The organism is Sphingopyxis indica (assembly GCF_032879645.1).
Taxonomy (GTDB): domain Bacteria; phylum Pseudomonadota; class Alphaproteobacteria; order Sphingomonadales; family Sphingomonadaceae; genus Sphingopyxis; species Sphingopyxis indica.
Genome location: NZ_CP076394.1, coordinates 3,480,199 through 3,499,718 on the forward strand (window position 1 = coordinate 3,480,199; position 19,520 = coordinate 3,499,718).

General features: G+C 68.0%; 19 protein-coding genes. 7 read left to right on the forward strand and 12 right to left on the reverse strand.

Annotation, left to right across the window (positions count from 1 at the left end; genetic code table 11):
* Positions 1-44 precede the first annotated feature (44 nt).
* Complete coding sequence (locus KNJ79_RS16305) at positions 45-1,076, reverse strand: MarR family winged helix-turn-helix transcriptional regulator (RefSeq protein ID WP_317151858.1); 1,032 nt, start codon at positions 1,074-1,076, stop codon at positions 45-47.
* Between the two features lie 281 nt (positions 1,077-1,357).
* On the opposite strand from KNJ79_RS16305, the gene crcB reads away from it, so the two are divergent.
* Genes crcB through KNJ79_RS16330 form a run of 5 tightly spaced genes read left to right on the forward strand, consistent with a single transcriptional unit; the run spans position 1,358 to position 4,449 of the window.
* Positions 1,358-1,735 carry a fluoride efflux transporter CrcB gene (gene crcB / locus KNJ79_RS16310; RefSeq protein ID WP_089215519.1) on the forward strand — a complete coding sequence of 126 codons (378 nt, stop codon included), beginning with the start codon at positions 1,358-1,360 and terminating at the stop codon, positions 1,733-1,735.
* Positions 1,732-2,907, forward strand: coding sequence for an RluA family pseudouridine synthase (locus KNJ79_RS16315; RefSeq protein ID WP_317151859.1), 1,176 nt, complete (start codon positions 1,732-1,734; stop codon positions 2,905-2,907). The genes crcB and KNJ79_RS16315 overlap by 4 nt, the downstream gene beginning before the upstream one ends.
* A complete protein-coding gene (locus KNJ79_RS16320; RefSeq protein ID WP_089215517.1) occupies positions 2,907-3,527 on the forward strand; it encodes an FMN-binding negative transcriptional regulator in 621 nt (206 codons plus the stop codon). The genes KNJ79_RS16315 and KNJ79_RS16320 overlap by 1 nt, the downstream gene beginning before the upstream one ends.
* Positions 3,524-3,760: a hypothetical protein gene (locus KNJ79_RS16325; protein ID WP_317151860.1), complete on the forward strand. Its 237-nt coding sequence runs from the start codon at positions 3,524-3,526 to the stop codon at positions 3,758-3,760. The genes KNJ79_RS16320 and KNJ79_RS16325 overlap by 4 nt, the downstream gene beginning before the upstream one ends.
* Positions 3,757-4,449 carry an ATP12 family chaperone protein gene (locus KNJ79_RS16330; RefSeq protein ID WP_317151861.1) on the forward strand — a complete coding sequence of 231 codons (693 nt, stop codon included), beginning with the start codon at positions 3,757-3,759 and terminating at the stop codon, positions 4,447-4,449. Before KNJ79_RS16325 ends, KNJ79_RS16330 begins: the two co-directional genes overlap by 4 nt.
* A 31-nt stretch (positions 4,450-4,480) precedes the next feature.
* On the opposite strand, the gene KNJ79_RS16335 is transcribed toward KNJ79_RS16330, so the two are convergent.
* Genes KNJ79_RS16335 through KNJ79_RS16345 form a run of 3 tightly spaced genes read right to left on the reverse strand, consistent with a single transcriptional unit; the run spans position 4,481 to position 7,430 of the window.
* On the reverse strand, positions 4,481-5,284 hold the full coding sequence (locus KNJ79_RS16335) for a crotonase/enoyl-CoA hydratase family protein (protein WP_317151862.1): 804 nt from the start codon (positions 5,282-5,284) through the stop codon (positions 4,481-4,483).
* A complete protein-coding gene (locus KNJ79_RS16340; protein WP_317151863.1) occupies positions 5,281-5,898 on the reverse strand; it encodes a 2-hydroxychromene-2-carboxylate isomerase in 618 nt (205 codons plus the stop codon). The genes KNJ79_RS16335 and KNJ79_RS16340 overlap by 4 nt, the downstream gene beginning before the upstream one ends.
* Entirely contained in the window at positions 5,898-7,430 is a 1,533-nt protein-coding gene (locus tag KNJ79_RS16345; RefSeq protein ID WP_317151864.1) for an acyl-CoA synthetase, read from the reverse strand. Before KNJ79_RS16345 ends, KNJ79_RS16340 begins: the two co-directional genes overlap by 1 nt.
* A gap of 131 nt (positions 7,431-7,561) precedes the next feature.
* On the opposite strand from KNJ79_RS16345, the gene KNJ79_RS16350 reads away from it, so the two are divergent.
* Positions 7,562-9,094 (forward strand): class I adenylate-forming enzyme family protein, encoded by a 1,533-nt coding sequence (locus KNJ79_RS16350; protein ID WP_317151865.1) that lies wholly within the window; start codon positions 7,562-7,564, stop codon positions 9,092-9,094.
* Positions 9,095-9,542: 448 nt separating this feature from the next.
* On the opposite strand, the gene KNJ79_RS16355 is transcribed toward KNJ79_RS16350, so the two are convergent.
* A complete protein-coding gene (locus tag KNJ79_RS16355; protein ID WP_317151866.1) occupies positions 9,543-10,649 on the reverse strand; it encodes a fatty acid desaturase family protein in 1,107 nt (368 codons plus the stop codon).
* A 119-nt stretch (positions 10,650-10,768) separates the two neighbouring features.
* On the opposite strand from KNJ79_RS16355, the gene KNJ79_RS16360 reads away from it, so the two are divergent.
* Complete coding sequence (locus tag KNJ79_RS16360; protein ID WP_317151867.1) at positions 10,769-11,938, forward strand: N-acetyltransferase; 1,170 nt, start codon at positions 10,769-10,771, stop codon at positions 11,936-11,938.
* Positions 11,939-12,027: 89 nt separating this feature from the next.
* Here the strand turns inward: KNJ79_RS16360 and KNJ79_RS16365 are convergent, their stop codons facing one another.
* The 7 genes from KNJ79_RS16365 to KNJ79_RS16395 form a co-directional block, all read right to left on the reverse strand.
* Positions 12,028-12,888, reverse strand: a complete 861-nt coding sequence (locus KNJ79_RS16365; RefSeq protein WP_317151868.1) for a class I SAM-dependent methyltransferase — start codon at positions 12,886-12,888, stop codon at positions 12,028-12,030.
* Positions 12,889-12,955: 67 nt separating this feature from the next.
* Entirely contained in the window at positions 12,956-13,723 is a 768-nt protein-coding gene (xth, locus tag KNJ79_RS16370) for an exodeoxyribonuclease III (RefSeq protein ID WP_317151869.1), read from the reverse strand.
* Positions 13,724-13,762: 39 nt separating this feature from the next.
* Positions 13,763-14,104, reverse strand: coding sequence for an iron-sulfur cluster insertion protein ErpA (erpA, locus tag KNJ79_RS16375; RefSeq protein ID WP_089215506.1), 342 nt, complete (start codon positions 14,102-14,104; stop codon positions 13,763-13,765).
* A 93-nt stretch (positions 14,105-14,197) separates the two neighbouring features.
* A complete protein-coding gene (locus KNJ79_RS16380) occupies positions 14,198-14,857 on the reverse strand; it encodes a M23 family metallopeptidase (protein WP_089215505.1) in 660 nt (219 codons plus the stop codon).
* 174 nt (positions 14,858-15,031) lie between these two features.
* Positions 15,032-15,820 (reverse strand): ferritin-like domain-containing protein, encoded by a 789-nt coding sequence (locus tag KNJ79_RS16385; protein ID WP_317151870.1) that lies wholly within the window; start codon positions 15,818-15,820, stop codon positions 15,032-15,034.
* 145 nt (positions 15,821-15,965) lie between these two features.
* Positions 15,966-16,433 carry a peroxiredoxin gene (locus KNJ79_RS16390; protein WP_089215503.1) on the reverse strand — a complete coding sequence of 156 codons (468 nt, stop codon included), beginning with the start codon at positions 16,431-16,433 and terminating at the stop codon, positions 15,966-15,968.
* On the reverse strand, positions 16,433-19,138 hold the full coding sequence (locus tag KNJ79_RS16395; RefSeq protein ID WP_317151871.1) for a bifunctional [glutamine synthetase] adenylyltransferase/[glutamine synthetase]-adenylyl-L-tyrosine phosphorylase: 2,706 nt from the start codon (positions 19,136-19,138) through the stop codon (positions 16,433-16,435). The genes KNJ79_RS16390 and KNJ79_RS16395 overlap by 1 nt, the downstream gene beginning before the upstream one ends.
* Positions 19,139-19,520 lie beyond the last annotated feature (382 nt).

The window sequence follows — 19,520 nt, forward strand, 5'->3', positions numbered from 1 at the left end:
GCGCGCCCCTGCCACAGCTTTGCGGCGCTGACAAGCGTCCGCCTCTATTCCTCGAGCGCTTCGAAGTAGCGGGCCATCGCGTCGCACGCGCCCTCGGCAAGCGCGATGAAGATGCGGCGGCCGTCCTGCGGATCGGCTTCGCGCACGAAGAGGCCGGCCTCGGTCATCGTCTTGATCCAGCGCAGCGCGGTCGTCGCGGGAACCGCCGCGGCGATGCACAGGCTCGACACCGAAACCGGCCGGTGCTCGAGCCGCGCGGCATAGAGGTCGAGCAGCATGTCCCATGCAGGGTCGGCGAACAGGTCGGCGGGGAAATATTGCTCGCGCATCCGCCGCTGGCGGAGCATCCGCCGCACATTCTTCGCGCGCTGGCGGTCGAGCGCACGTTCCCCGGATTCGAAGCTGCGCGGCGCCAGGGCGAAGTCGCGCACCGGCGCGCGCACCTGCCCCGGATAGCCGACAGACCGATGGCCGCCGCCCCCGTGATCGTGCGGCGTCCCCGGAAGCCCGCCCGGCCCGGCGAAATCGCCGAGCAAGCGCGCGATGCGCGCAACCTCCTCCTGCAGGCGATCAATGCGCGCCATGGCCTCGTCGCGGGTTACGTCATTCACTTCGAGCGGCCGCACGCGCGTCATCGCGGCTACGGCCATGGCGCGATCGAGCGGATCCGCATCGACGAGCCACTGCGTCGGGATCGCGTCGGCAAACAGCGCATCAATCCGGTCGAGCGCCGCGAGTGTCGTTTCGCCTATCAGGCTGCAGCGCCGTTCCGCCAGGGCGGTGCAAAGCGTGGACAAGAGCGCGTCGTCGAGCGATTCGGCGCTCCGCAACCAAATGATCCCGGGTCGCGCCATGGCCCGGATATGATCGGCGGCGCCCTGCGGCGAGACTGTCGCGGCCGGGCGCATCCCTGCGATCCCTTCGCCCACCGATTGCGACGGGGGCGCAGCCACCGCCACCAGCAGCGGACGCTCATCGTCGAAATGCGTTGGGAACCGGGCCGGCTCCGGGCTGTCCGCACGGCCGGGTTCGACGGCCTCCTCGTGCGACGAGCGGTTTACGTCGATATAAATCATCGCCTTGCCCCCCTTCTCTGTCCGTCCTGGCGCAACTATCCCGTCACAATGGCTGGATTCACCTTATGTTCGTTCGCATATGCCGCCAATTCGGACCAATGTTGCTTTTCATGCCCGATCGTCGCGCCCCGACTCTCCACTGGCAGGTCCATTCTGGACACTATTTGTTCTCATCGTCAAGCCCGTTGACCGGATAGATGCAGCATTCCGCTCGCGGGCGCTCGACGCGAGGCGAATGCCGCCGCTTTGCCTCGCTGCCGTTTCAGGCTAGTGCGGGCGCCATGAACACGCTTTTTCCCGTCATGCTCGGCGGCGCGCTCGGCGCCGGGTGCCGGCACCTGCTCGGCCAGATCATGCTCGCGCGGCTCGGCCCCGGTTTTCCGTGGTGGACCTTCACCGCCAATATCGCCGGCAGCCTCGCGATGGGGCTCCTCGTCGGCTGGCTCGCGCGCAGCGGCGGCAGCGAGACGACGCGACTGTTCCTCGGGGTCGGGCTGCTCGGCGGCTTCACCACCTTTTCCTCGTTCAGCCTCGAATTCTGGCTGCTCTTCGAGCGTGGCGCAATGGGGCAGGCCTTGGCCTATGTCCTGTCGTCGGTGATCGTCGGCATTGTCGCCTGCGGGCTCGGCATGGTCGCGATGCGGCAGCTTCCGGCATGAACGGCGACGCGCACGACACGGCGGTCGTCGCCGAAGACGATGACGGCATCCGGCTCGATCGCTGGTTCAAGCGGCACCGGCCGGGCACGCCGCACGCGCTGATCGCGCGCTGGGCGCGCTCGGGCGAACTGACGCTCGACGGCAAGAAGGCCGACGTTTCGGACCGCATCGAGGCGGGGCAGCGCATCGCGATGCCCGTCCCCCCCGCCGCGCCGAGCGGCCCGCGCCCGCGCAAGGACAAGCCCCTGTCGCCCGCCGATATTGCGCTCGCCGAGGCGATGGTGATCCATCGCGACGCGAGCGCGCTCGTGCTCGACAAGCCGCCGGGTCTCGCGACGCAGGGCGGGACGAAGACCGAGAGCCATGTCGACGGCCTGCTCGGCGCATTGCAGGGCGATGCGCCGGTCCGCCCCAAGCTCGTCCATCGGCTCGACAAGGACACCTCGGGCGCGCTGCTCGTCGCGCGCACCCCGCGCGCCGCGGCGTGGTTCGCCAAGGCCTTTTCGAACCGCAGCGCGAAGAAGACCTATTGGGCGATAGTCGTCGGCGTGCCCGACATCGCGCAGGGCGAAATCGACCTGCCGCTCGCCAAGCAGCCGGGTTCGGGCGGCGAAAAGATGCACGTCGACGAAAAGGGCCTGCCATCGAAATCGCGCTATCGGATCATCGAGCGCGCCGGGAACAAGGCGGCGTGGGTCGAGCTGCAACCGCTGACCGGGCGCACCCATCAGCTCCGCGTCCATATGGCGGCGATCGGCCATCCGATCGTCGGCGACGGCAAATATGGCGGCAAGGACGCTTTCCTGACCGGAACGATCAGCCGGAAATTGCACCTGCACAGCCGCCGCCTGCGCATCGACCATCCCGACGGCGGCGCGCTCGACGTGTCGGCGCCGCTTCCCGACCATTTCGCCGCGAGCCTCGACGCGCTTGGTTTCGATCCGATCCTCGGCGACCTGCTCGTCGAGGACGAACCGCGGACGCCGCCCAAGGCGGCGCAGAAAGCGAAGGCCAAGGCCCATGCCAAGCAGGTCCGCAAGGCACGGCGCGGCGAACGGCGCGGGCGAGCCGAAGCAAAGGCCAAGCCTGCCGGTAAAGTCGGGGCGAAGCGCGGGCCTGCCAAGGCCGGCGCGCGCAAACCGTCGAAACCTGCGCCACGCAGGCCGCGCTGATGCATCCCAATTCCGCTTTCCGGCCGCAACAGGACGAGTTGCCCGCGCTGCTGGTGCGCGAGATCGGCTTTGCCGCGATTTTCGCGGCGACCCCCGACGGCCCGCGCGTCGCGCATACGCCGGTGCTGATGAGCGAAGACAATGCGACACTGCGCTTCCATCTCGCGCGCGGCAATGCGCTGACCCGGCACCTCGACGGAACGACGGCGCTCGCGGTCGTGCAGGGCCCCGATGCCTATGTCAGCGCAGGCTGGTATGCGGCAACCGATCAGGTGCCGACGTGGAATTATGTCGCGGTCGAGATGGAAGGCATCGCGCGCAAGCTGAACGACGACGCCTTGCTCGATCTGCTCGATGCGCTTTCGGCACATCATGAGGCGCGCATCGGCGCGACGCCGCCGTGGACGCGCGACAAGATGAACCCCGCGCTGTTCGGCCGGATGACAGGTGCGATCACCGGATTCGAGATGCGGATCGCTGCGTGGCGCCCGACGATCAAGCTGTCGCAGAACAAGAGTGCCGACGAGCGCGAGCGCGTCGCGGCGGGGCTCGATGCCACCGGCCATGGCGCGCTCGCTCGGTTGATGCGTCACCTCGGCGGCGATAGGGAGCAGCCATGACCGACGCCGCCGACGCCCTCGCCAAAAAGCGCTTCTTTGCCCTCAATGCCATCCGCATCACCGGCGCGATCTTCGTGCTCGCCGGCTTCGTGCTGATCCGCGGCGGCTGGGCGCTCGCCGGGCAGCCGGCCGACCGCTGGATCGGCGTCGCGATCGTGCTGGTCGGCCTGTTCGACTTCGCCGTGATGCCGAAAATCCTCGCGCGCCGCTGGCGGTCGCCCGGCGCGCGATGAAGCGCTTCTGGAAGACCGCCAAGGCCGCCCGGCAGGACGGCGGCTGGGGCATCGCGCTCGATGGCCGCGCGGTGCGCACCCCGGCGCGCGCGCCGCTCATCGTCGCGAGCGAGCCGCTCGCGCGCGCGATAGCGGCCGAATGGCAGGGGCAGGGCGAGACGGTCGATCCCGCCGCAATGCCGCTCACCGGCATCGCCAACGCCGCGATCGACCTTGCCGCGCCCGACCCCGCCGCCTTTGCCGCGCCGATCGCGGCCTATGCGGAAAGCGACCTCCTCTGCTATCGCGACGACCGCGATGCCGCCTTGCAGGCCGAGCAGGCGGCGGCATGGAACCCGCTGCTCGCCTGGGCCGAGGGACGCCACGGCGTCGAGTTCGCGCTTGCGCAGGGCGTGCTGCCGGTCGACCAGCCGAAGGCCACGGTGGCCGCGCTGAAAGGCGCGGTACATGCGCTCGACCCGTTCCGGCTCGCCGCGCTGTCGCCGCTGGTCACGATCGGCGGCTCGCTCGTCGCGGGGCTGGCGCTCGCCGAGCGCGCCTTCGACGCCGATGCCTTGTGGCAGGCCGTCAGCCTCGACGAGCGCTATCAGGAGCGCCGCTGGGGCACCGACGGCGAGGCCCAGGCAATGCGCGCGCGCCGCGAAGCCGACTGGCACAATGCGGCGCGCTTTCTGGAATTGCTCGAATAATTATCGCCCCCGCCTGCGCGGGGGGCGACGATCAATCGACGAAATTCGGCTTGCGCTTCTGCATATGCGCCATCACCGCCTCCATCTGGTTGGGGGTGCGGATGACCTTCACCTGCTCGTCGCTTTCGGCCTGCAATATTTCGGCATCGCTTGCGTCGGCGAGCATGTTGCAGAGGCGCTTGGCGCCACGGATCGCGTGCGGATTCCTGTCGGCGATCACCGCCGCCAGCTCCATCGCCTTCGCCAGCGGGTCGTCGGCGACATGCGTCGCAAAGCCCAGCAGCTTCGCTTCGGATCCGGTGAATTCGCGGTTGGTATAGATCATCTCGCGCAGCACGTCGTCGGCGACCTGCGTGCGCCACAGCGCCATGCCCGCGACGTCGGGGACGAGGCCCCAGCGCATCTCCATGATGGCGATGCGCGTGTCGGGGTGGACGATGCGGATGTCGGCGGCGGCCATGATCTGACTCCCCGCGCCGAATGCGACGCCGTGGACCGCGGCGATCACCGGCACCGGCAACTCGCGCCAGCCCCACGCGGCATATTGGGCGTTGTTGGCGATCCCCTTCGTGCGGTCCGACAGACTGCCGCCGGCGCTGCTCGCACCCGGCTCGCGCTCGCCGCCGAGGCTCGAGAGATCAAGCCCCGCGCAAAAGGCGCGCCCTTCGCCCGACAGGACGACAACGCGCAGCCCCGCGGTCGCCTTGAGCTGGTCGATGGCCTGCGCCAGCGCCTCCCACATCGCGGCGTCGAGCGCGTTCATCTTGTCGGCGCGGATCAGCCGGACGTCGGCGATGCCGCCTTCGAGCATCGTGATCGAGATACGGTCCTTCATGGGGGTGTCCTTCTGAGCGCGGCTTCGACGAGCGGGAGCTGGTCGTTGCCGAAATACATGTCGTCGCGATCGACGAAGATCGTCGGCGAGCCATAGCCGCCGCGCGCGATGACTTCATCGGTGTTGGCGCGCAGCCGCGCCTTGACCGCATCGCTCACCGCCGCCTCGGCGATCGCGCCGCCGTCGAGGCCTTCGGCGTCGGCGACCGCGATCAGCACCGCCGGGTCGTCGAGATTTTCCTGGCGGTCGAAATAGCTCGCAAAGGCCGCGCGGGCAAAGCGGACGAGGGCGGGCTGGTCGTCTTCGAGCGCCGTGCAGAAACGCATCGCGGCGATGCTCTTCGCCGGATGCCACTGCGACGGGAAGTTCATCGGCACGCCCGCGAGCCGTGCCCAGTCCTTCAGTATCTTCCAGCTATGGTCGAGCTTGCGATTGTCGGCCTGCTCGCGCGCGGCATAGACGGCGGGATTGACCGCGTTGAACACCCCGCCAACGAGAATCGGGCGATAGATCGCCCCCGCACCGGTGCGATCGAGCACGGCGGGCAGGTTGTGAAAAGCAAGGCAGGTCCAGGGCGAAGAGAGATCGAAGAAGAATTCGACGCGGGTTTCCATCACGCCTTTTCCTTCGCCTTCTCCCAATATTGATCGCGCAAGAGGCGTTTGTAGAGCTTGCCCGTATCGTGGCGCGGCAGCGCGTCCATGAAGTCGATGCGGCGCGGCACTTTCACGCCCGACAGTTTTTCGCGCGCGAAAGCGATGATCTCGTCGCGGAAGGCGTCGGTGGCGTCGGCCATGTCGGCGGGCTGGATCACCGCGATCACTTCCTCGCCCATTTCCTCGTGCGGGCCGCCGACGACCGCGACATCGGCGATTCTGGGGTGGGTGACGAGGTGGTTTTCGATCTCCTGCGGATAGATGTTCACGCCGCCCGAGATGATCATGAAGCTCTTGCGGTCGGTGAGGTAGAGGAAGCCATCTTCGTCAACTTTGCCCACATCGCCCAAAGTGGACCAGCCCTTCGAGTTGCGGCTCGACGCGGTTTTTTCCGGATCATCATGATATTCAAAGACATTTTCGCTTTCGAAGAAGACCCCGCCCTCTTCGCCCGCGGCGAGTTCGGTTTCATTGTCGGGGCCCATGATGTGGACGGTGCCGTGGATCGCGCGGCCGACACTGCCCTTGTGCGCGAGCCAGTCGGCGCTCGTCGCGAAGGTCATGCCATTGCCCTCGGAACCCGCATAATATTCGAGCAGGACCGGCCCCCACCAGTCGATCATCGCCTGCTTGACCGGGATCGGGCAGGGCGCGGCGGCGTGGATCGCGCTCTTCATCGAGGAGACGTCGTAGCGCGCGCGCACCTCCTCGGGAAGCTTGAGCATCCGCACGAAATGGGTCGGCACGAATTGCGCGGCGTTGCAGCGATATTTTTCGATGGCCGCGAGCGCGCCCTCGGGATCGAATTTCTTCATCAGCACGACGGTTCCGCCGAGGCGGTGGATCGTCATCGACCAGCGCAGCGGCGCGGCGTGATAGAGCGGCGCGGGCGACAGATAGACGCTGTCCGGACCGATGCCGAAAGCCGCCGCGGCGAGCATGACGAGGCTGTTCGGCGCGTCGATCGCCCGCTCTTCGGGCAGCGGCACGCGCACCCCCTTGGGCCGCCCGGTGGTGCCGGACGAATAGAGCATGTCGACCCCGGCGCGCTCGTCGGCGATCCGCGCGGCGGGCATCTTCGCCAGTTCATCTTCGATTCGCGGCCAGTCGGCGATCGCGCCGCCCATCGCAAAGCGCTCGATCCGCGTTTCGAGCCGTTCGGCGGCGGGCGCGAGGCTCGCCGAGACGATGAGCATCTTTGCCCCCGAATTGTCCAGGATATAGTCGGTTTCGTCCTGCGTCAGCCGCGACGAGATGCAGACATAGCGCAGCCCCGCGCGCTGCGCGCCCCACGTCAGGCCATAATAATGCGGCGTGTTGTCGAGCATGAAAGCGACGACATCGTCATGCCCCAGCCCATGCGCGCGAAAGAGCTGCGCCGCGCGGTTCGAGGCGGCGTCCATTTCGGCATAGCTGATCGTTTCGCCGGTTTCGGCGACGATCACCGCCGGCTTGTCGGGATGGGCATGGGCGTGGACTGAGGGGTGCATGGCAATCATCTCCGCGGCTTTGTGGTTTGTTTATGCCGCAAATCAGTAGCGACTTGAAACTTTCGGTCAAGCGAGCTTCCCGTGCCGGGCGCGGCGTTGCACGCCGAGCCGGCTGTGCTAACCAAAGGCCCATGACCAGTTCCGACCTGCTCGCCGGCGATTTCGCTACCCTCTCTGACCTGGTGCGTGCCCACGCCGGCGAACGCCCCGATGCCGTAGCGGCGGCCGATCCGGTCCGGCGGCTGACCTGGGCCGAACTGGACGCGATGGTCGACCGAATCGCCGCGCGCCTGCAGGCCGAGGGACTCGCGAAAGGCGACCGCACAGCGATCGCGGGGCTGAACAGCGTCGAGCAGATGGCGGCGATTTTGGGCACGCTGCGCGCCGGCGGCGTCGCCGGGCTGATCACCAACAGCGCGACGGGCGAGCAGATGGCGGCGATGATCGCCGACACCGGCGCGCGCCACCTGTTCCTCGACAGCGCCGCAGCGGCGAGCCTCGAAGGCCAGAGCGTCACCGCCGGCGAGCGCATCGCGATGGACGACAGCACCGTCGGCGCGGCGCTGGACGACTGGATGGCGCCCGAAGGAACGGCGCCCGAGCCGGTCGCGATCCTGCCCGAAGACGGGTTCAACATCATCTATTCGTCGGGAACGACGGGCACGCCCAAAGGGATCGTCCACAGCCACGCGATGCGCTGGCAGCATATCCAGCGCGGCGTGCCCGCCTATGGCCCCGCTGCCGTGACGATCCTGTCGACCCCGCTCTATTCGAACACGACGATGGCGAGCTTTCTGCCGACGGTCGGGTCGGGCGGGCAGGTCGTCTTGATGAAGAAATTCGACGCGCGCGGCTTCCTCGAGTTGGCCGAGCGCGAGCGCGCGACGAATACGATGCTGGTGCCGGTGCAATATCGCCGCATCATGGCGCTCGAGGATTTCGATCGCTTCGACCTGTCGAGCTTCGTGATGAAATATTGCACCTCGGCGCCCTTCCCCGCGGCGCTGAAAGCCGATGTGCTGAAGCACTGGCCGGGCGGGCTCGTCGAAATATATGGCATGACCGAGGGCGGCGCGGCCTTCATCCTCGAGGCGCATCAATTCCCCGACAAGCTGCACACCGTCGGCAAGCCGGCGCCGGGCCATGTCGCGAAGGTGATCGACGAGGCGGGCAACGAACTGCCGCAGGGCGAGATCGGCGAGGTCGTCGGCCGATCGCCCGCGATGATGACCGGCTATAACAACCGGCCCGAGGCGACCAGAGCGATGCACTGGTACGACGCCGAAGGAAATCTTTTCTATCGCCACGGCGACATCGGCCGCATCGACGAGGACGGTTTCCTGACCCTGATGGACCGCGCGAAGGACATGATAATTTCGGGCGGCTTCAACATCTTTCCGAGCGACCTCGAGGCGATATTGATCGCCGACGAGCGCGTCGTCGAGGCGGCGGTGGTCGGGATGCCGAGCGAGGAATGGGGCGAGACCCCCGTGGCCTTCGTGGTGCTGAAAGCGGGGGCCGACCCCGAGGCCGTGCGCGCCGACTGCAACGCCAAGGTCGGCAAGACGCAGCGGCTGAGCGCGATCCGCGTGGTCGAAGAGCTGCCGCGCAGCCCGATCGGCAAAGTGCTGAAACGCGAACTGCGGGACGCGCACGCGGGGTAGCGGGGGCGGCGGTGAGGTGAGGTCTCGCGGATGAACCGATGGCCGAGAGCGGCTAAATGCCGACCCTTCCTCTTTTCGTCACCCCGGACTTGATCCGGGGTCCATTAAGCGCAGCGCCGGGAAAATGGATCCCGGATCAAGTCCGGGATGACGAAGAAGGCAAATATCGGCTCTCGACTGATTGCGGCCGCACCCCGAAAAACGACTACTGTTTTACGCAGCCTTGGCTGCGGGTCATAAATCCAACGGTGATACCGCCCTTGTCTGAACATTTGTCAGCTCGAAGGATAGCAATCGTCACGCTTCCAAGGAATAATGCCACGACAGCGGCAAACAAAAATATGTAACGATAGCGCCTCATTGGAGCGGGCTTATCTTCCTTTGGCCCAGCAGCGTCAATGACTGCTTCCTACCCAACAGCCGGCCTTCGGTCCGGCCGGGCGGCGGGTCAGGCGGCGGTGCCGCGGGCCGAGCCGGCGACGAGGTTGGCGACCAGTTTCGGCAGGCTGCGATAATTCGCCCGGTGATATTGCGAATCGGCGGGCAGCGCGGCCTTCAAGCGGCGGTGCGCCTCGGGAAGCGCATGGTAGGGCACGCCGGGCAGCAAATGGTGGAGCGCGTGATAGCGCAGGCCGACCGGCGCCCATAGTTCGGGCAGCAGCCCCGGCGGCGGGACGTTGACGCTGTCGAGAAACTGCGCGGTCACGGTCAGCACTTCGCCGTCATTTTCCCACAGATGCGCGACGAGGGTGCGGATCTGGTTGAGCACCACCGTCGCGGAGGCGATCGCGCCGAAGATGACGAGGGCGCGCAGCGGCACCCAGCCGAAGACGCCGGCGGCGATCAGCAAGGTCGACCACGCCCAGGCGCCGCCTTCCTGCCATGCCCACTGGCGGCGGAATTCGCCCTCGGGCGGCTTGCGGCGGAACAGCGGGTTGATGATGAGCCCCGAATAACGCTCGCGCACCAGCCGCCGCAGCGGCGGGATCAGGAAAGAGAGCGGGGTGAGCACCGCATAGCGAAAGACGAGCGCGAGCGGCGCGAACGCCGCCGCGACGACGAACAGCGGCACGGTCCACGGCTTCATCAACGCGAGCGGCAGATATTCGGGGTCCTCGACCGTGCCATATTTGGTGCGGTTGTGGTGCAGGCTGTGGATGCCTTCATACATGAAGGACGGGATCAGCAGCGGCACGCCGATCAGCATGTTCCACACGAGGCGAAAGCCCGGCAGCGCATTTTTGCGGATATGCGTGATTTCGTGGATGAAGCTGCCCGCGCGATAGAGGGCGAGCACCGCGACCAGCGCCGCGACGAGCATCCAGCCGGTCGACGGCGCGAGGATCGCCGCGGCAACGCCGGCATAGCCGACAAAGGCCGAGGCGAGGAAATCGGTCCAGTAGATGCGCGCGCCTGGCGTCACGAGGTCGCGCGTCAGCTCCGACGCGGCGCGGATCATCGCCATATCGTCGGCGATCGCCGACTTCGGCGTCTTGACCGTCGGTGCTGCAGCGCGCGTTGCGGCGCGATCGGCAGGAGGAGTCATCGTCGTCATATCGGGCGTTTCACCATGATTTCGTGGCAGCAAAATGGCCGAATGCGGGTCGCCAGCGCCGCATCTATGCCCTAATGCCTCGCCACAAAATATAGGAAGCTCCAACCAGGAAACCAGAGATGGCCGCACACGCCCAGGGTCCCGTCAGCATCATTCCGGTCAGGACGAAAGCCGACAAACGCGAATTCGTCGAGCTGGCCTTTCGGCTGAACCGCGGCGACCCGGCGTGGGTGCCGCCGCTCAGGAGCGAAGCCTTCGACCTCCTCACCCCCGGCAAGAATCCGTGGTTCGAACATGGTCGGGCGCAGTTGTTCCTCGCGCGCCGCGACGGGCGCACCGTCGGCCGCATTTCGGCGCATATCGACGAACTCGCGCTCGCCCAGCCCGCCGGGCAGGGGATGGGGCCGGGGACCGGAAACTGGGGGCTGCTGGAGGCCGAGGACGAAGGCATCGCGCAGGCGCTGCTCGCGCGCGCCGAGGCGTGGCTGCGCGATCAGGGGATGACGCGCTCGCTCGGCCCGCTGTCGATCTCGATCTGGGACGAGCCGGGTCTGCTCGTCGAGGGGTTCGACACGCCGCCGACGATCATGCTCGGCCACAACAGCGCGCTCTATCGCCCATGGGTCGAGGGCGCCGGCTATCGCCCCGTCAAGACACTGCTCAACTATAAGGTGCCGATCGCCGACGGCTTCCCGCCGATCGTCAACCGCATCGTCGCGGCGGGCGAAAAGAATGAGCGCATCCGCATCCGCCGCGTCGACAAGCGCCGGTTCGACGCCGAGGCGCGGCTGATCATGGGCATCCTCAATGACGCCTGGTCGGACAATTGGGGCTTCGTCCCGCTGACCGACAGCGAGATCGCCTTTGTCGGCAAGAAATTGAAAGCGCTGGTGTTCGAGGATCTGATCCGCGTCGCCGAACTCGACGGCGAGCCCGTCGCCTTCATGATCGTGCTGCCGAACATCAACGAGCTGCTGATCGACATGGACGGCTCGCTGCTCCCCTTCGGCTGGGCGCGGCTGCTCTGGTGGCTCAGGAAGCCGAAGAGCCGCACCCTGCGCGTGCCGCTGATGGGCGTGGTCAAGAAGCTGCAGAACAGCCGCATGGCGAGCACCCTCGCCTTCATGATGATCGAATTCATCCGCCGCGACGGCGTCGCCACCTATGGCGCCGAATATGGCGACATCGGCTGGGTGCTCGACGACAATCAGGGGATGATCGCGGTCGCCAAGGCGATCGAGGCGACCGAGAATCGCGTCTATCGCATCTACGACAAGGTTCTGGCCTGAGACGCAGGGCAGCAGGACGAGCACTGAATCGCCAAGCCCGAAGCCCGCCCCTGTCGAATGTGCCGAAGGGTCATCATGCGAATCGCCGGTCAGGACGGATTGCGCGCGGTGACGATCCACGCGGCGCCGTCGATCATCACCGACCGCTCACCCGGCCGCGCCGCAAAGGCGCGCCGGACCGCCTCCGCCGCGCGCGCGCGGACGGCGTCGGGCTGATCGGACAGCGCGCGTGACAGCGGGCCGACCTGAAAGGCCATGTCGACCGCATCGTCGATCGCCGCCGCGCGCGTCGCGCCCTCGCCGAACGGAAGCTCATGGTCGAACGGCGCGATCGCGACATCGGCGAAGCCCGCGGCCGTCAGGATGCGCGCGACGCGATCGCGGTCGCCGAAGGAAAAGGGTCCGGGCGCCTCGGGATCGGGGGACGGAGGTGGAGGCACGAGGTCACGGATCGCCCCCATCGGCAACCGCACCCAGTCATTCTCCGCCGCCGCGCGCCAGCACACGAACGCCAGCCGTCCGCCGGGTCTTAGCGCCCTGCGCATATGCGCGAACGCCGCCGCCGGATCGTCGAAGAACATCGTCCCGAAGCGCGAGAAGAGCAGGTCGAAGCTCTGCGCCGGCAGCGCGGTGCGGCCGGCGTCGGCCAGTTCGAAGGTCAGCGGCGTCCCGGCCGGCGCCCTGCTGCGCGCATGCCGGATCAGCGGCTCCGAAATGTCGACGCCCAGCACGCGCCCCCGCGACCCGACGCGGGCGGCGAGCGCGATGCTGGTCGTGCCCGCGCCGCAGCCGACGTCCAGCACCCGGTCACCGGCGGCCGGCGCCGCCGCCGCAATCGCGGCGTCGCCGAAGACGGCGAGCATTTGGTCGAGCCGCGCCTGATTGGCGACCCATTGCTCGCCGTTCCGGCCGTTCCAGTCCGCGACCTGATAGGCGCTTGTTTCCGGCATGAAAAACTCCTGTTGCGAGTCGTTCTCAATTAGACCGGAACGTCCTTCAAGACAAGGAGCGGCGCGACTATCGGAACTGCGCCCAGGTCGGCGCGTGGTCGCTCGCCTTTTCGCGGCCGCGATAGTCCTTGTCGACCCGCGCGTCGATCAGCCGGTCGGCCATCGCCGGGCTGAGCAGCAGATGGTCGATGCGGAAACCATGGTCGCGTTGCCAGCCGCCCGCCTGATAGTCCCAGAAGGTCCAGACATGCCCCGCGGGGTGGCGGCTGCGCAGCGCGTCGGTCCAGCCGTCGCCGAGGATGCGAAAATATGCGTCGCGCGATTCGGGCTGCATCAGCGCGTCGGCGGCCATGGCGCGCGGGTCCCAGACGTCGTCGTCGTGCGGGATGACATTGTAGTCGCCCGCGAGCACGGCGGGGATTTCGGCGGCCAGCAAGGCCTGCGCGCGCGCGCGCAGCCGCGCCATCCAGCGCAGCTTGTAATCGAATTTGGGGCCGGGCTGCGGATTGCCGTTGGGCAGATAGATCGACGCGACGCGCACGCCGAATATATCGGCTTCGAGATAGCGCGACTGCTCATCCTCCTCGCCGGCGAGGCCGCGCTGGATCTCGACCGGCTCGGCCCCGCGCGCGAGGATCGCGACGCCGTTGAACCCCTTTTGCCCGTGATAGAGCGCGCCATAGCCCGCCGCCTCGATCTCCCTGGCCGGGATCGTCTCGTCGCTCGACTTGAGTTCCTGAAGGCACACGATGTCGGGCTGCGTCTCTTCGAGCCATTCGACGAGGCGCGGCAGGCGTGCCTTGATGCCGTTGATATTGAACGTCGCGATTTTCATGCGCCCCCTATGACAGGAAGCGCGCGCCCAAGAAAGGCGTCAGATCGCGAAGCTCGACCCGCAGCCGCAGCCGGCCGCGGCGTTGGGGTTGTCGACCTTGAACGAGGAGCCGCCGAGCGAATCGACGAAATCGACCGTGCAGCCGCGCACGAGGTCGATGCTGACCGGATCGACGACGAGCTTTACCCCGTCGGTTTCGGTGACGATGTCGTCGGCGTCGATGCTGGTCGCAAGTTCGAAGCGATAGGTGAAGCCCGAACAGCCGCCGCCGTCGACCGCGAGGCGCAGCGCGGGCTGTGCCCCGCCCTTGCGCTCGGCGATCCAGCGGACGCGGGTCGCCGCCGCGGGCGACAGGGTGATGTCGGAAAGCTGCGTGGCCATATGGTCAAGATAGGGAGCGGCAGCGCAAAAGAAAAGGGCGCCTCGGCCGCGGGCCGGAGGACGCCCCCTCCTCTCCGAACCCTTGAAGGATTCCTATTCCTCGGGGCCGCCCATCGCCATCCTGGCCTGGTCGCCCGACAGCGCAGCGACGGCCATCTGGTCCGACCGCACAAAGGGCAGCGGGTTGACCGGCGATCCTTCGATGCGGACTTCGTAATGGAGGTGGTTGCCCGTCGAGCGGCCGGTCGAGCCGACATAGCCGATGACCTCGCCCTTCTTCACCCGCTCGCCCGCATGGACGACGAAGCGCGACATATGGCCGTAGCGCGTCTGGATTTCGTTGCCGTGGTTGATTTCGACATAATTGCCATAGCCGCCGAGGCGCTGCGCGCGGCCGACGATGCCGTCCGCGGTCGCATAGATCGGCGTGCCATAGGGCGCCGGAATGTCGATGCCGTTGTGGCGCGCGACCTTGCCGGTGATCGGATGGACGCGCATGCCGTAGGACGAGGAGAGCGACATCTGCTCGATCGGGCGGCGCGACGGCACCGCGACGCCGAGCGAGGCGGTGAGGCCGGTGTCGAGGCGCTTCCACGCCTGAAACACCGCGCGCGCTTCGCTGTCTTCGCCGACCGACGGCGCGACGCCCGCGTCGAAGCTGTCGTCATCGGGTTCGTCGGGGACGATCACGCCGGCATCGGCGCTGTTCTCGACCGCATGGGCGGCCGGGGCGGCGGCGCCTGCGAGAGCCATTGCACAAAAAATGAATCCGAGACGGAACTTCTGCGTAAAGCTTTCGTTTCGCACGTATCGACCCCGCTATTCGCCATGTCGCCGGCGACGCATTCGCGCGCGTCACCGGTGCCGGTTGCTTGTCTGAATGGGTTCATTCCCCGCTCGCGAGCCTTGGTGCATGGACAATGGTTACTAAGCAATAACCGCGTAGTATTCTTGCGTTAAACCGGCGTCCCGGCGCGCCGAGTCGTTGAACGGCGGCTTCAAACTCCCGCGAAAGCGCGCTTTTACGAGGCTTTGCCACGTTGCGCGCGGTTCGACCCGCCGTTCGTCGCACAGCCATTCGAACCAGTTCGTCCCCGCCCCGACGTGCCGAATCTCGTCGCGATAGATTCGTTCGAGGATCTTCGCCGAGGCTTCGTCGCCCGCGCCGCGAAAGCGCGTCACCGTCGCCGGGGTGACGTCGAGCCCGCGCGCTTCGAGCACCATCGGCACGATCGCGAGCCGCGCCAGCGCGTCGTCGGCGGTCGCCTCGGCAGCTTCCCACAGGCCGGCGTGCGCGGGGAGCGCGCCATAATGGCTGCCGAGCGCGCGCAGGCGGCGGTCGAGCAGCGCGAAATGCATCGCCTCGTCGGCGGCGACGTTGAGCCAGTCGTCGACGAAACCGCGCGGAAATTCTCCCCCGAAGCGCCCGACGAGATCGACCGCGAGGTCGATCGCGACAAATTCGATATGCGCGAGCGCGTGGAGCATCGCGATGCGGCCGCGTTCGGACCCGCCCTTGCGGCGGCGCGGCATCTGCGCCGGCGCGAGCAGTTCGGGCGCCGCGGGCCATGCCGGCCGGTCGGGGAGCGGGACGTCGCAGCGATGCGCGATGTCGCCGCGCCGCCAGCCGCGCGCGAGCGCCCGCGCCGCGCGGCGCTTGGCGTGCGGGTCCGGCGTCAGCAGGACCGCGCGCGCAGCTTCGCCGAGCGTGGTCATGATCCGACCCGTTCGTCCTGAGGAGGGGCTGAGCCTGCCGAAGCCCCGTCTCGAAGGACAGAGGCGCAGTGCTGACGTCCTTCGAGACGCCATTTCGTCAAGCTCAATGGCTCCTCAGGACAAACGGAAGGGCAAAATGGCACGGTCAAAGCGCCTTCGCCGCCTCCAGCACCGCCTCGGCATGGCCTTTGACGCGGACCTTGCGCCATAGCTTCGCGAGCTTTCCGTCGGCGCCGAACAGGAAGGTCGAGCGCTCGATCCCCATATAGGTCCGGCCGTAGTTCGTCTTTTCGACCCAGGTGCCAAAGGCTTCGCACACCGCCCCATCCTCGTCCGAGGCGAGCCGCACGGTGAGCCCATATTTGTCGCGGAATTTGCACAGCTTTTGCGGTGCATCGCGCGACACCGCGACGACATGCGCGCCGAGATGCGCGAAATCGGGCGAAAGCCGCGTGAAATCCTGCGCCTCGACGGTGCAGCCGGGCGTATCGGCCTTGGGATAGAAATAGACGATCAGCGGCGCGCCCTTCAGGCTGGCGAGGTCGATCGTCGCGCCGTCGGCATCGGCGAGCTTTACCGGGGGAATCGCATCCCCGAGGGCGATTGCGCTCATCATTTCGTCTCCTGCTGTTCGTCGGCGGGGCGAATCGCCGCCCACCAGCCGGCGACCTCCTGCCGTGCGGCGTCGTGCGCTTCAAGCAGCGCCGGCCAATTGTCGCAGCCGCACGCCGCCGCGACAAGCTGCCGCGCCGCCGCCGCCTGCGGCTCGCCGTCGGGCGCGGTCAGCCGCAGCATCACGAGCAGCCGCGCGAGGAGGCGGTGCGCCGCGACGATCGCGTCCGGCGCAAGCCCCGCCGCCGCAAGGCAGGCGAGCGCGGTCGGGATATGCGGATCGTGGCAGCGGCCCGATTGCAATTGCACCACCTGCATCGCGAATTCGAGGTCGACGAGCCCCCCCGCCCCCGCCTTGACGTCGAGCGGCCCCGCCGGCGGCTTGTGCGCGGCGATCCGCGCGCGCATCGCCGCGGCTTCGGTGGCGACGCTGCCGCCCCGCGGACGGGCGAGCACGTCGGCGATCACGCGCGCGACCTCGCCGCGCGCCGCGTCGCTGCCATAGACCGGGCGCGCGCGGAGCAGCGCCATATGCTCCCACGTCCAGGCCTCTTCGCGCTGGTAGCGTTCGAAACTGTCGACGGTGACGACGAGCGGCCCCTGCGCGCCCTGCGGCCGCAGGCGCACATCGACATCATAGAGCTTGCCCGCCGCGGTCGGCACCGACATCGCCGCGGTCACGCGCTGCGCAAGGCGGTTGTAATAGGTTGTCGCGCCGAGCGGGCGCGGGCCGTCCGATTCGGCGAGATGGTCGCCGGTGAACAGATAGATGAGGTCGAGGTCGGAGGCGTGGGTCAGCGCCTGCCCGCCGAAGCGCCCGAGCGCGAGGATCACGAGTTCGCTGTCCGGCACGCGCCCGTGCGCCTCGACGAATTCGGCGACCGTCGCGTCGGCGAGCAGCTGCAACGCCGCTTCGGCGAGATCCGAATAGCCGCGCGCGACGATCAGCGGGTCGGCGGCGCCTGCAACAAGCTGCGCGCCATAGGCGAAACGCCGTTCGCCGACGCGGTCGCGCACGCGGTCGAGCAGCCGTTCATAGTCGAGCCCGGCGAGCCCCGGCGTCCATTCGGCGATCAGCTCCGCCTTGTCCGCCGGCGCGTCGAAGGCGCGCGCGTCGATCAGCCCGTCGATCAGTTCGACGCGCGCGGCGAGCGCGTCGGCGAGCGTCGGGGCGAGCGACAATATGCGCGTCGCGACTCGGGCGAGCGCGGGCTGCGCCGCGAGAAGATGGAAGAAATTGACCGCGCTCGGCAGGCCCGCGACCAGCTTGTCGAAGCGGATCAGCGTCGCCGCCGGATCGGGCGCGGCACCGATCGCCTTCATCAGCTCGGGGAGCATCGTTTCGAGCGCTTCGAGCGCCGCGGGACTGCGCAGCGCGCGCAGCTTGCCGCTGCGCCATTCGGCGATCGTGCGCAGCGCGGGATCGGGCGGCTCGAAGCCCGCCGCGGCGAGCGCCGCCGCCAGCTCGCTTTCGTCGCGCGGCAGGCCGGTCGCCACCGCGCGGTCGGCGACGAGCCTGTCATAGCAAGCGCCGACATCGCTCACGACGGGGCGCAGCGTGTCGAGGAGCGCCGCACCGTCCGCCTCGCCGTCGAGGCGCGCGACCGCGTCGAGCGCGTCCGGCTGGACGGGCAGGCTGTGCGTCTGCTGGTCGTCGATCATCTGCAAGCGGTGCTCGATACGGCGCAGCGTCGCATAATGGTCCGACAGGCGCGCCGCGACGTCGGGGGCAACACGGCCCGCGCCGGCAAGCGCCGCGAGCGCATCGACCGTCGCGGGGGCGCGCAGCGCGGGGTCGCGCCCGCCATAGATGAGCTGATGAACCTGCGCGAAAAATTCGATCTCGCGGATGCCGCCGCGCCCGCGCTTCAAGTCATAGCCGGGGCCGAAGTCCTGCCCCTGCGCGAAATGGTCGCGGATGCGGTCGCTCATCGCCCCGATTTCCTTGAGCTGCCGGAAATCGAGGCTGCGCCGCCAGATGAAGGGCTGAATCGCCTCGAGGAAGCGCGTCCCGAGCGCGCGGTCGCCCGCCGAGGCGCGGCTGCGGATGAACGCCGCCTGCTCCCATGCGAGCGCTTCGGATTCATAATAGGAGATGGCGGCGTTCACCGGCAGCACGATCGGCGTCACTTCGGGATGCGGACGCAGCCTGAGGTCGACGCGCAGCACATGGCCGTCGGCGGTGCGCGCCGAAAGAATCTCGACGAAGCGCCGCGCGATCCGCACTGCGGCCTCGTCCGGATCGTCGCGCTCGCGGCGCGGCAGCGTTGCGGGATCGAAGATCAGGATCGGGTCGATGTCCGACGAATAGTTGAGTTCGAAGCTGCCGAGCTTGCCGAGCGCGATCACTGCGAGGCCCTGCGGCGCGGCGTCGGGGACGCGTTCGGCAAAGGCGGCGGCGAGCGCGAGGTCGCAGGCGGTATCGGCAAATTCGGACAGGCGCCGCGTCGTCGCCGCGACATCATGCTCGCCCGAAAGATCGCCGAGCGCGAGCAGCAAGGCGGTGCGGCCGCGCCAGCGGCGGAGCGTGCGCATGACCTCTTCGTCGACCGCGGGCGCTGTCACGGCGGCCAGCGCGGTGTCGGTGCCGTCGGCGAGGAAACGCGCGACATCCTCAGGAAAAAGCTCGGCGAGCCGCGCGAGGAAAGGCGCGTCGGCGGTGAGCCGGTCGAGCGCCGACCGGCGGGTGGAGGGCGGCAGGGTCATCGCCGGCCGCTATCGCCCGCGCCGCGCGCCTTTACAAGATGCACGGCGTGCCGCGAAGAACAGGGGTGATCGCTTACCCCCGTGCGAACCGATTATATATATTATGGCAAGGCTTTGCGGTGCATGGCCGGGGCCGCGCCGGGGCTAGGACGTCGACCCATAAATTGGCCGCTCGAGGTTTGAAGATCAAGATCGACCAGAGCTTCGTGCGCGGCGCGACCGCGAAGGGATCGCGCAACGCCGCGATCGTCGCGCTCGCCGAGGCGCTGGCGATGGAGACGGCCGCCGAAGGCATCGAATCGCTCGACCAGCTCGACCTCATCCGCAAGCTGTCGCCTCCCCGCCTTTACGACGACGACCGGCTGGCGGGCCGCCTGACCGG

Excerpts from the sequence above, each read along its gene's own strand:
- KNJ79_RS16305 (WP_317151858.1), bottom strand. The coding sequence starts at position 1,076 with ATGATTTATATCGACGTAAACCGCTCGTCGCACGAGGAGGCCGTCGAA.
- crcB (WP_089215519.1), top strand. The coding sequence starts at position 1,358 with ATGAACACGCTTTTTCCCGTCATGCTCGGCGGCGCGCTCGGCGCCGGG.
- KNJ79_RS16315 (WP_317151859.1), top strand. The coding sequence starts at position 1,732 with ATGAACGGCGACGCGCACGACACGGCGGTCGTCGCCGAAGACGATGAC.
- KNJ79_RS16320 (WP_089215517.1), top strand. The coding sequence starts at position 2,907 with ATGCATCCCAATTCCGCTTTCCGGCCGCAACAGGACGAGTTGCCCGCG.
- KNJ79_RS16325 (WP_317151860.1), top strand. The coding sequence starts at position 3,524 with ATGACCGACGCCGCCGACGCCCTCGCCAAAAAGCGCTTCTTTGCCCTC.
- KNJ79_RS16330 (WP_317151861.1), top strand. The coding sequence starts at position 3,757 with ATGAAGCGCTTCTGGAAGACCGCCAAGGCCGCCCGGCAGGACGGCGGC.
- KNJ79_RS16335 (WP_317151862.1), bottom strand. The coding sequence starts at position 5,284 with ATGAAGGACCGTATCTCGATCACGATGCTCGAAGGCGGCATCGCCGAC.
- KNJ79_RS16340 (WP_317151863.1), bottom strand. The coding sequence starts at position 5,898 with ATGGAAACCCGCGTCGAATTCTTCTTCGATCTCTCTTCGCCCTGGACC.
- KNJ79_RS16345 (WP_317151864.1), bottom strand. The coding sequence starts at position 7,430 with ATGCACCCCTCAGTCCACGCCCATGCCCATCCCGACAAGCCGGCGGTG.
- KNJ79_RS16350 (WP_317151865.1), top strand. The coding sequence starts at position 7,562 with ATGACCAGTTCCGACCTGCTCGCCGGCGATTTCGCTACCCTCTCTGAC.
- KNJ79_RS16355 (WP_317151866.1), bottom strand. The coding sequence starts at position 10,649 with ATGACGACGATGACTCCTCCTGCCGATCGCGCCGCAACGCGCGCTGCA.
- KNJ79_RS16360 (WP_317151867.1), top strand. The coding sequence starts at position 10,769 with ATGGCCGCACACGCCCAGGGTCCCGTCAGCATCATTCCGGTCAGGACG.
- KNJ79_RS16365 (WP_317151868.1), bottom strand. The coding sequence starts at position 12,888 with ATGCCGGAAACAAGCGCCTATCAGGTCGCGGACTGGAACGGCCGGAAC.
- xth (WP_317151869.1), bottom strand. The coding sequence starts at position 13,723 with ATGAAAATCGCGACGTTCAATATCAACGGCATCAAGGCACGCCTGCCG.
- erpA (WP_089215506.1), bottom strand. The coding sequence starts at position 14,104 with ATGGCCACGCAGCTTTCCGACATCACCCTGTCGCCCGCGGCGGCGACC.
- KNJ79_RS16380 (WP_089215505.1), bottom strand. The coding sequence starts at position 14,857 with ATGGCTCTCGCAGGCGCCGCCGCCCCGGCCGCCCATGCGGTCGAGAAC.
- KNJ79_RS16385 (WP_317151870.1), bottom strand. The coding sequence starts at position 15,820 with ATGACCACGCTCGGCGAAGCTGCGCGCGCGGTCCTGCTGACGCCGGAC.
- KNJ79_RS16390 (WP_089215503.1), bottom strand. The coding sequence starts at position 16,433 with ATGAGCGCAATCGCCCTCGGGGATGCGATTCCCCCGGTAAAGCTCGCC.
- KNJ79_RS16395 (WP_317151871.1), bottom strand. The coding sequence starts at position 19,138 with ATGACCCTGCCGCCCTCCACCCGCCGGTCGGCGCTCGACCGGCTCACC.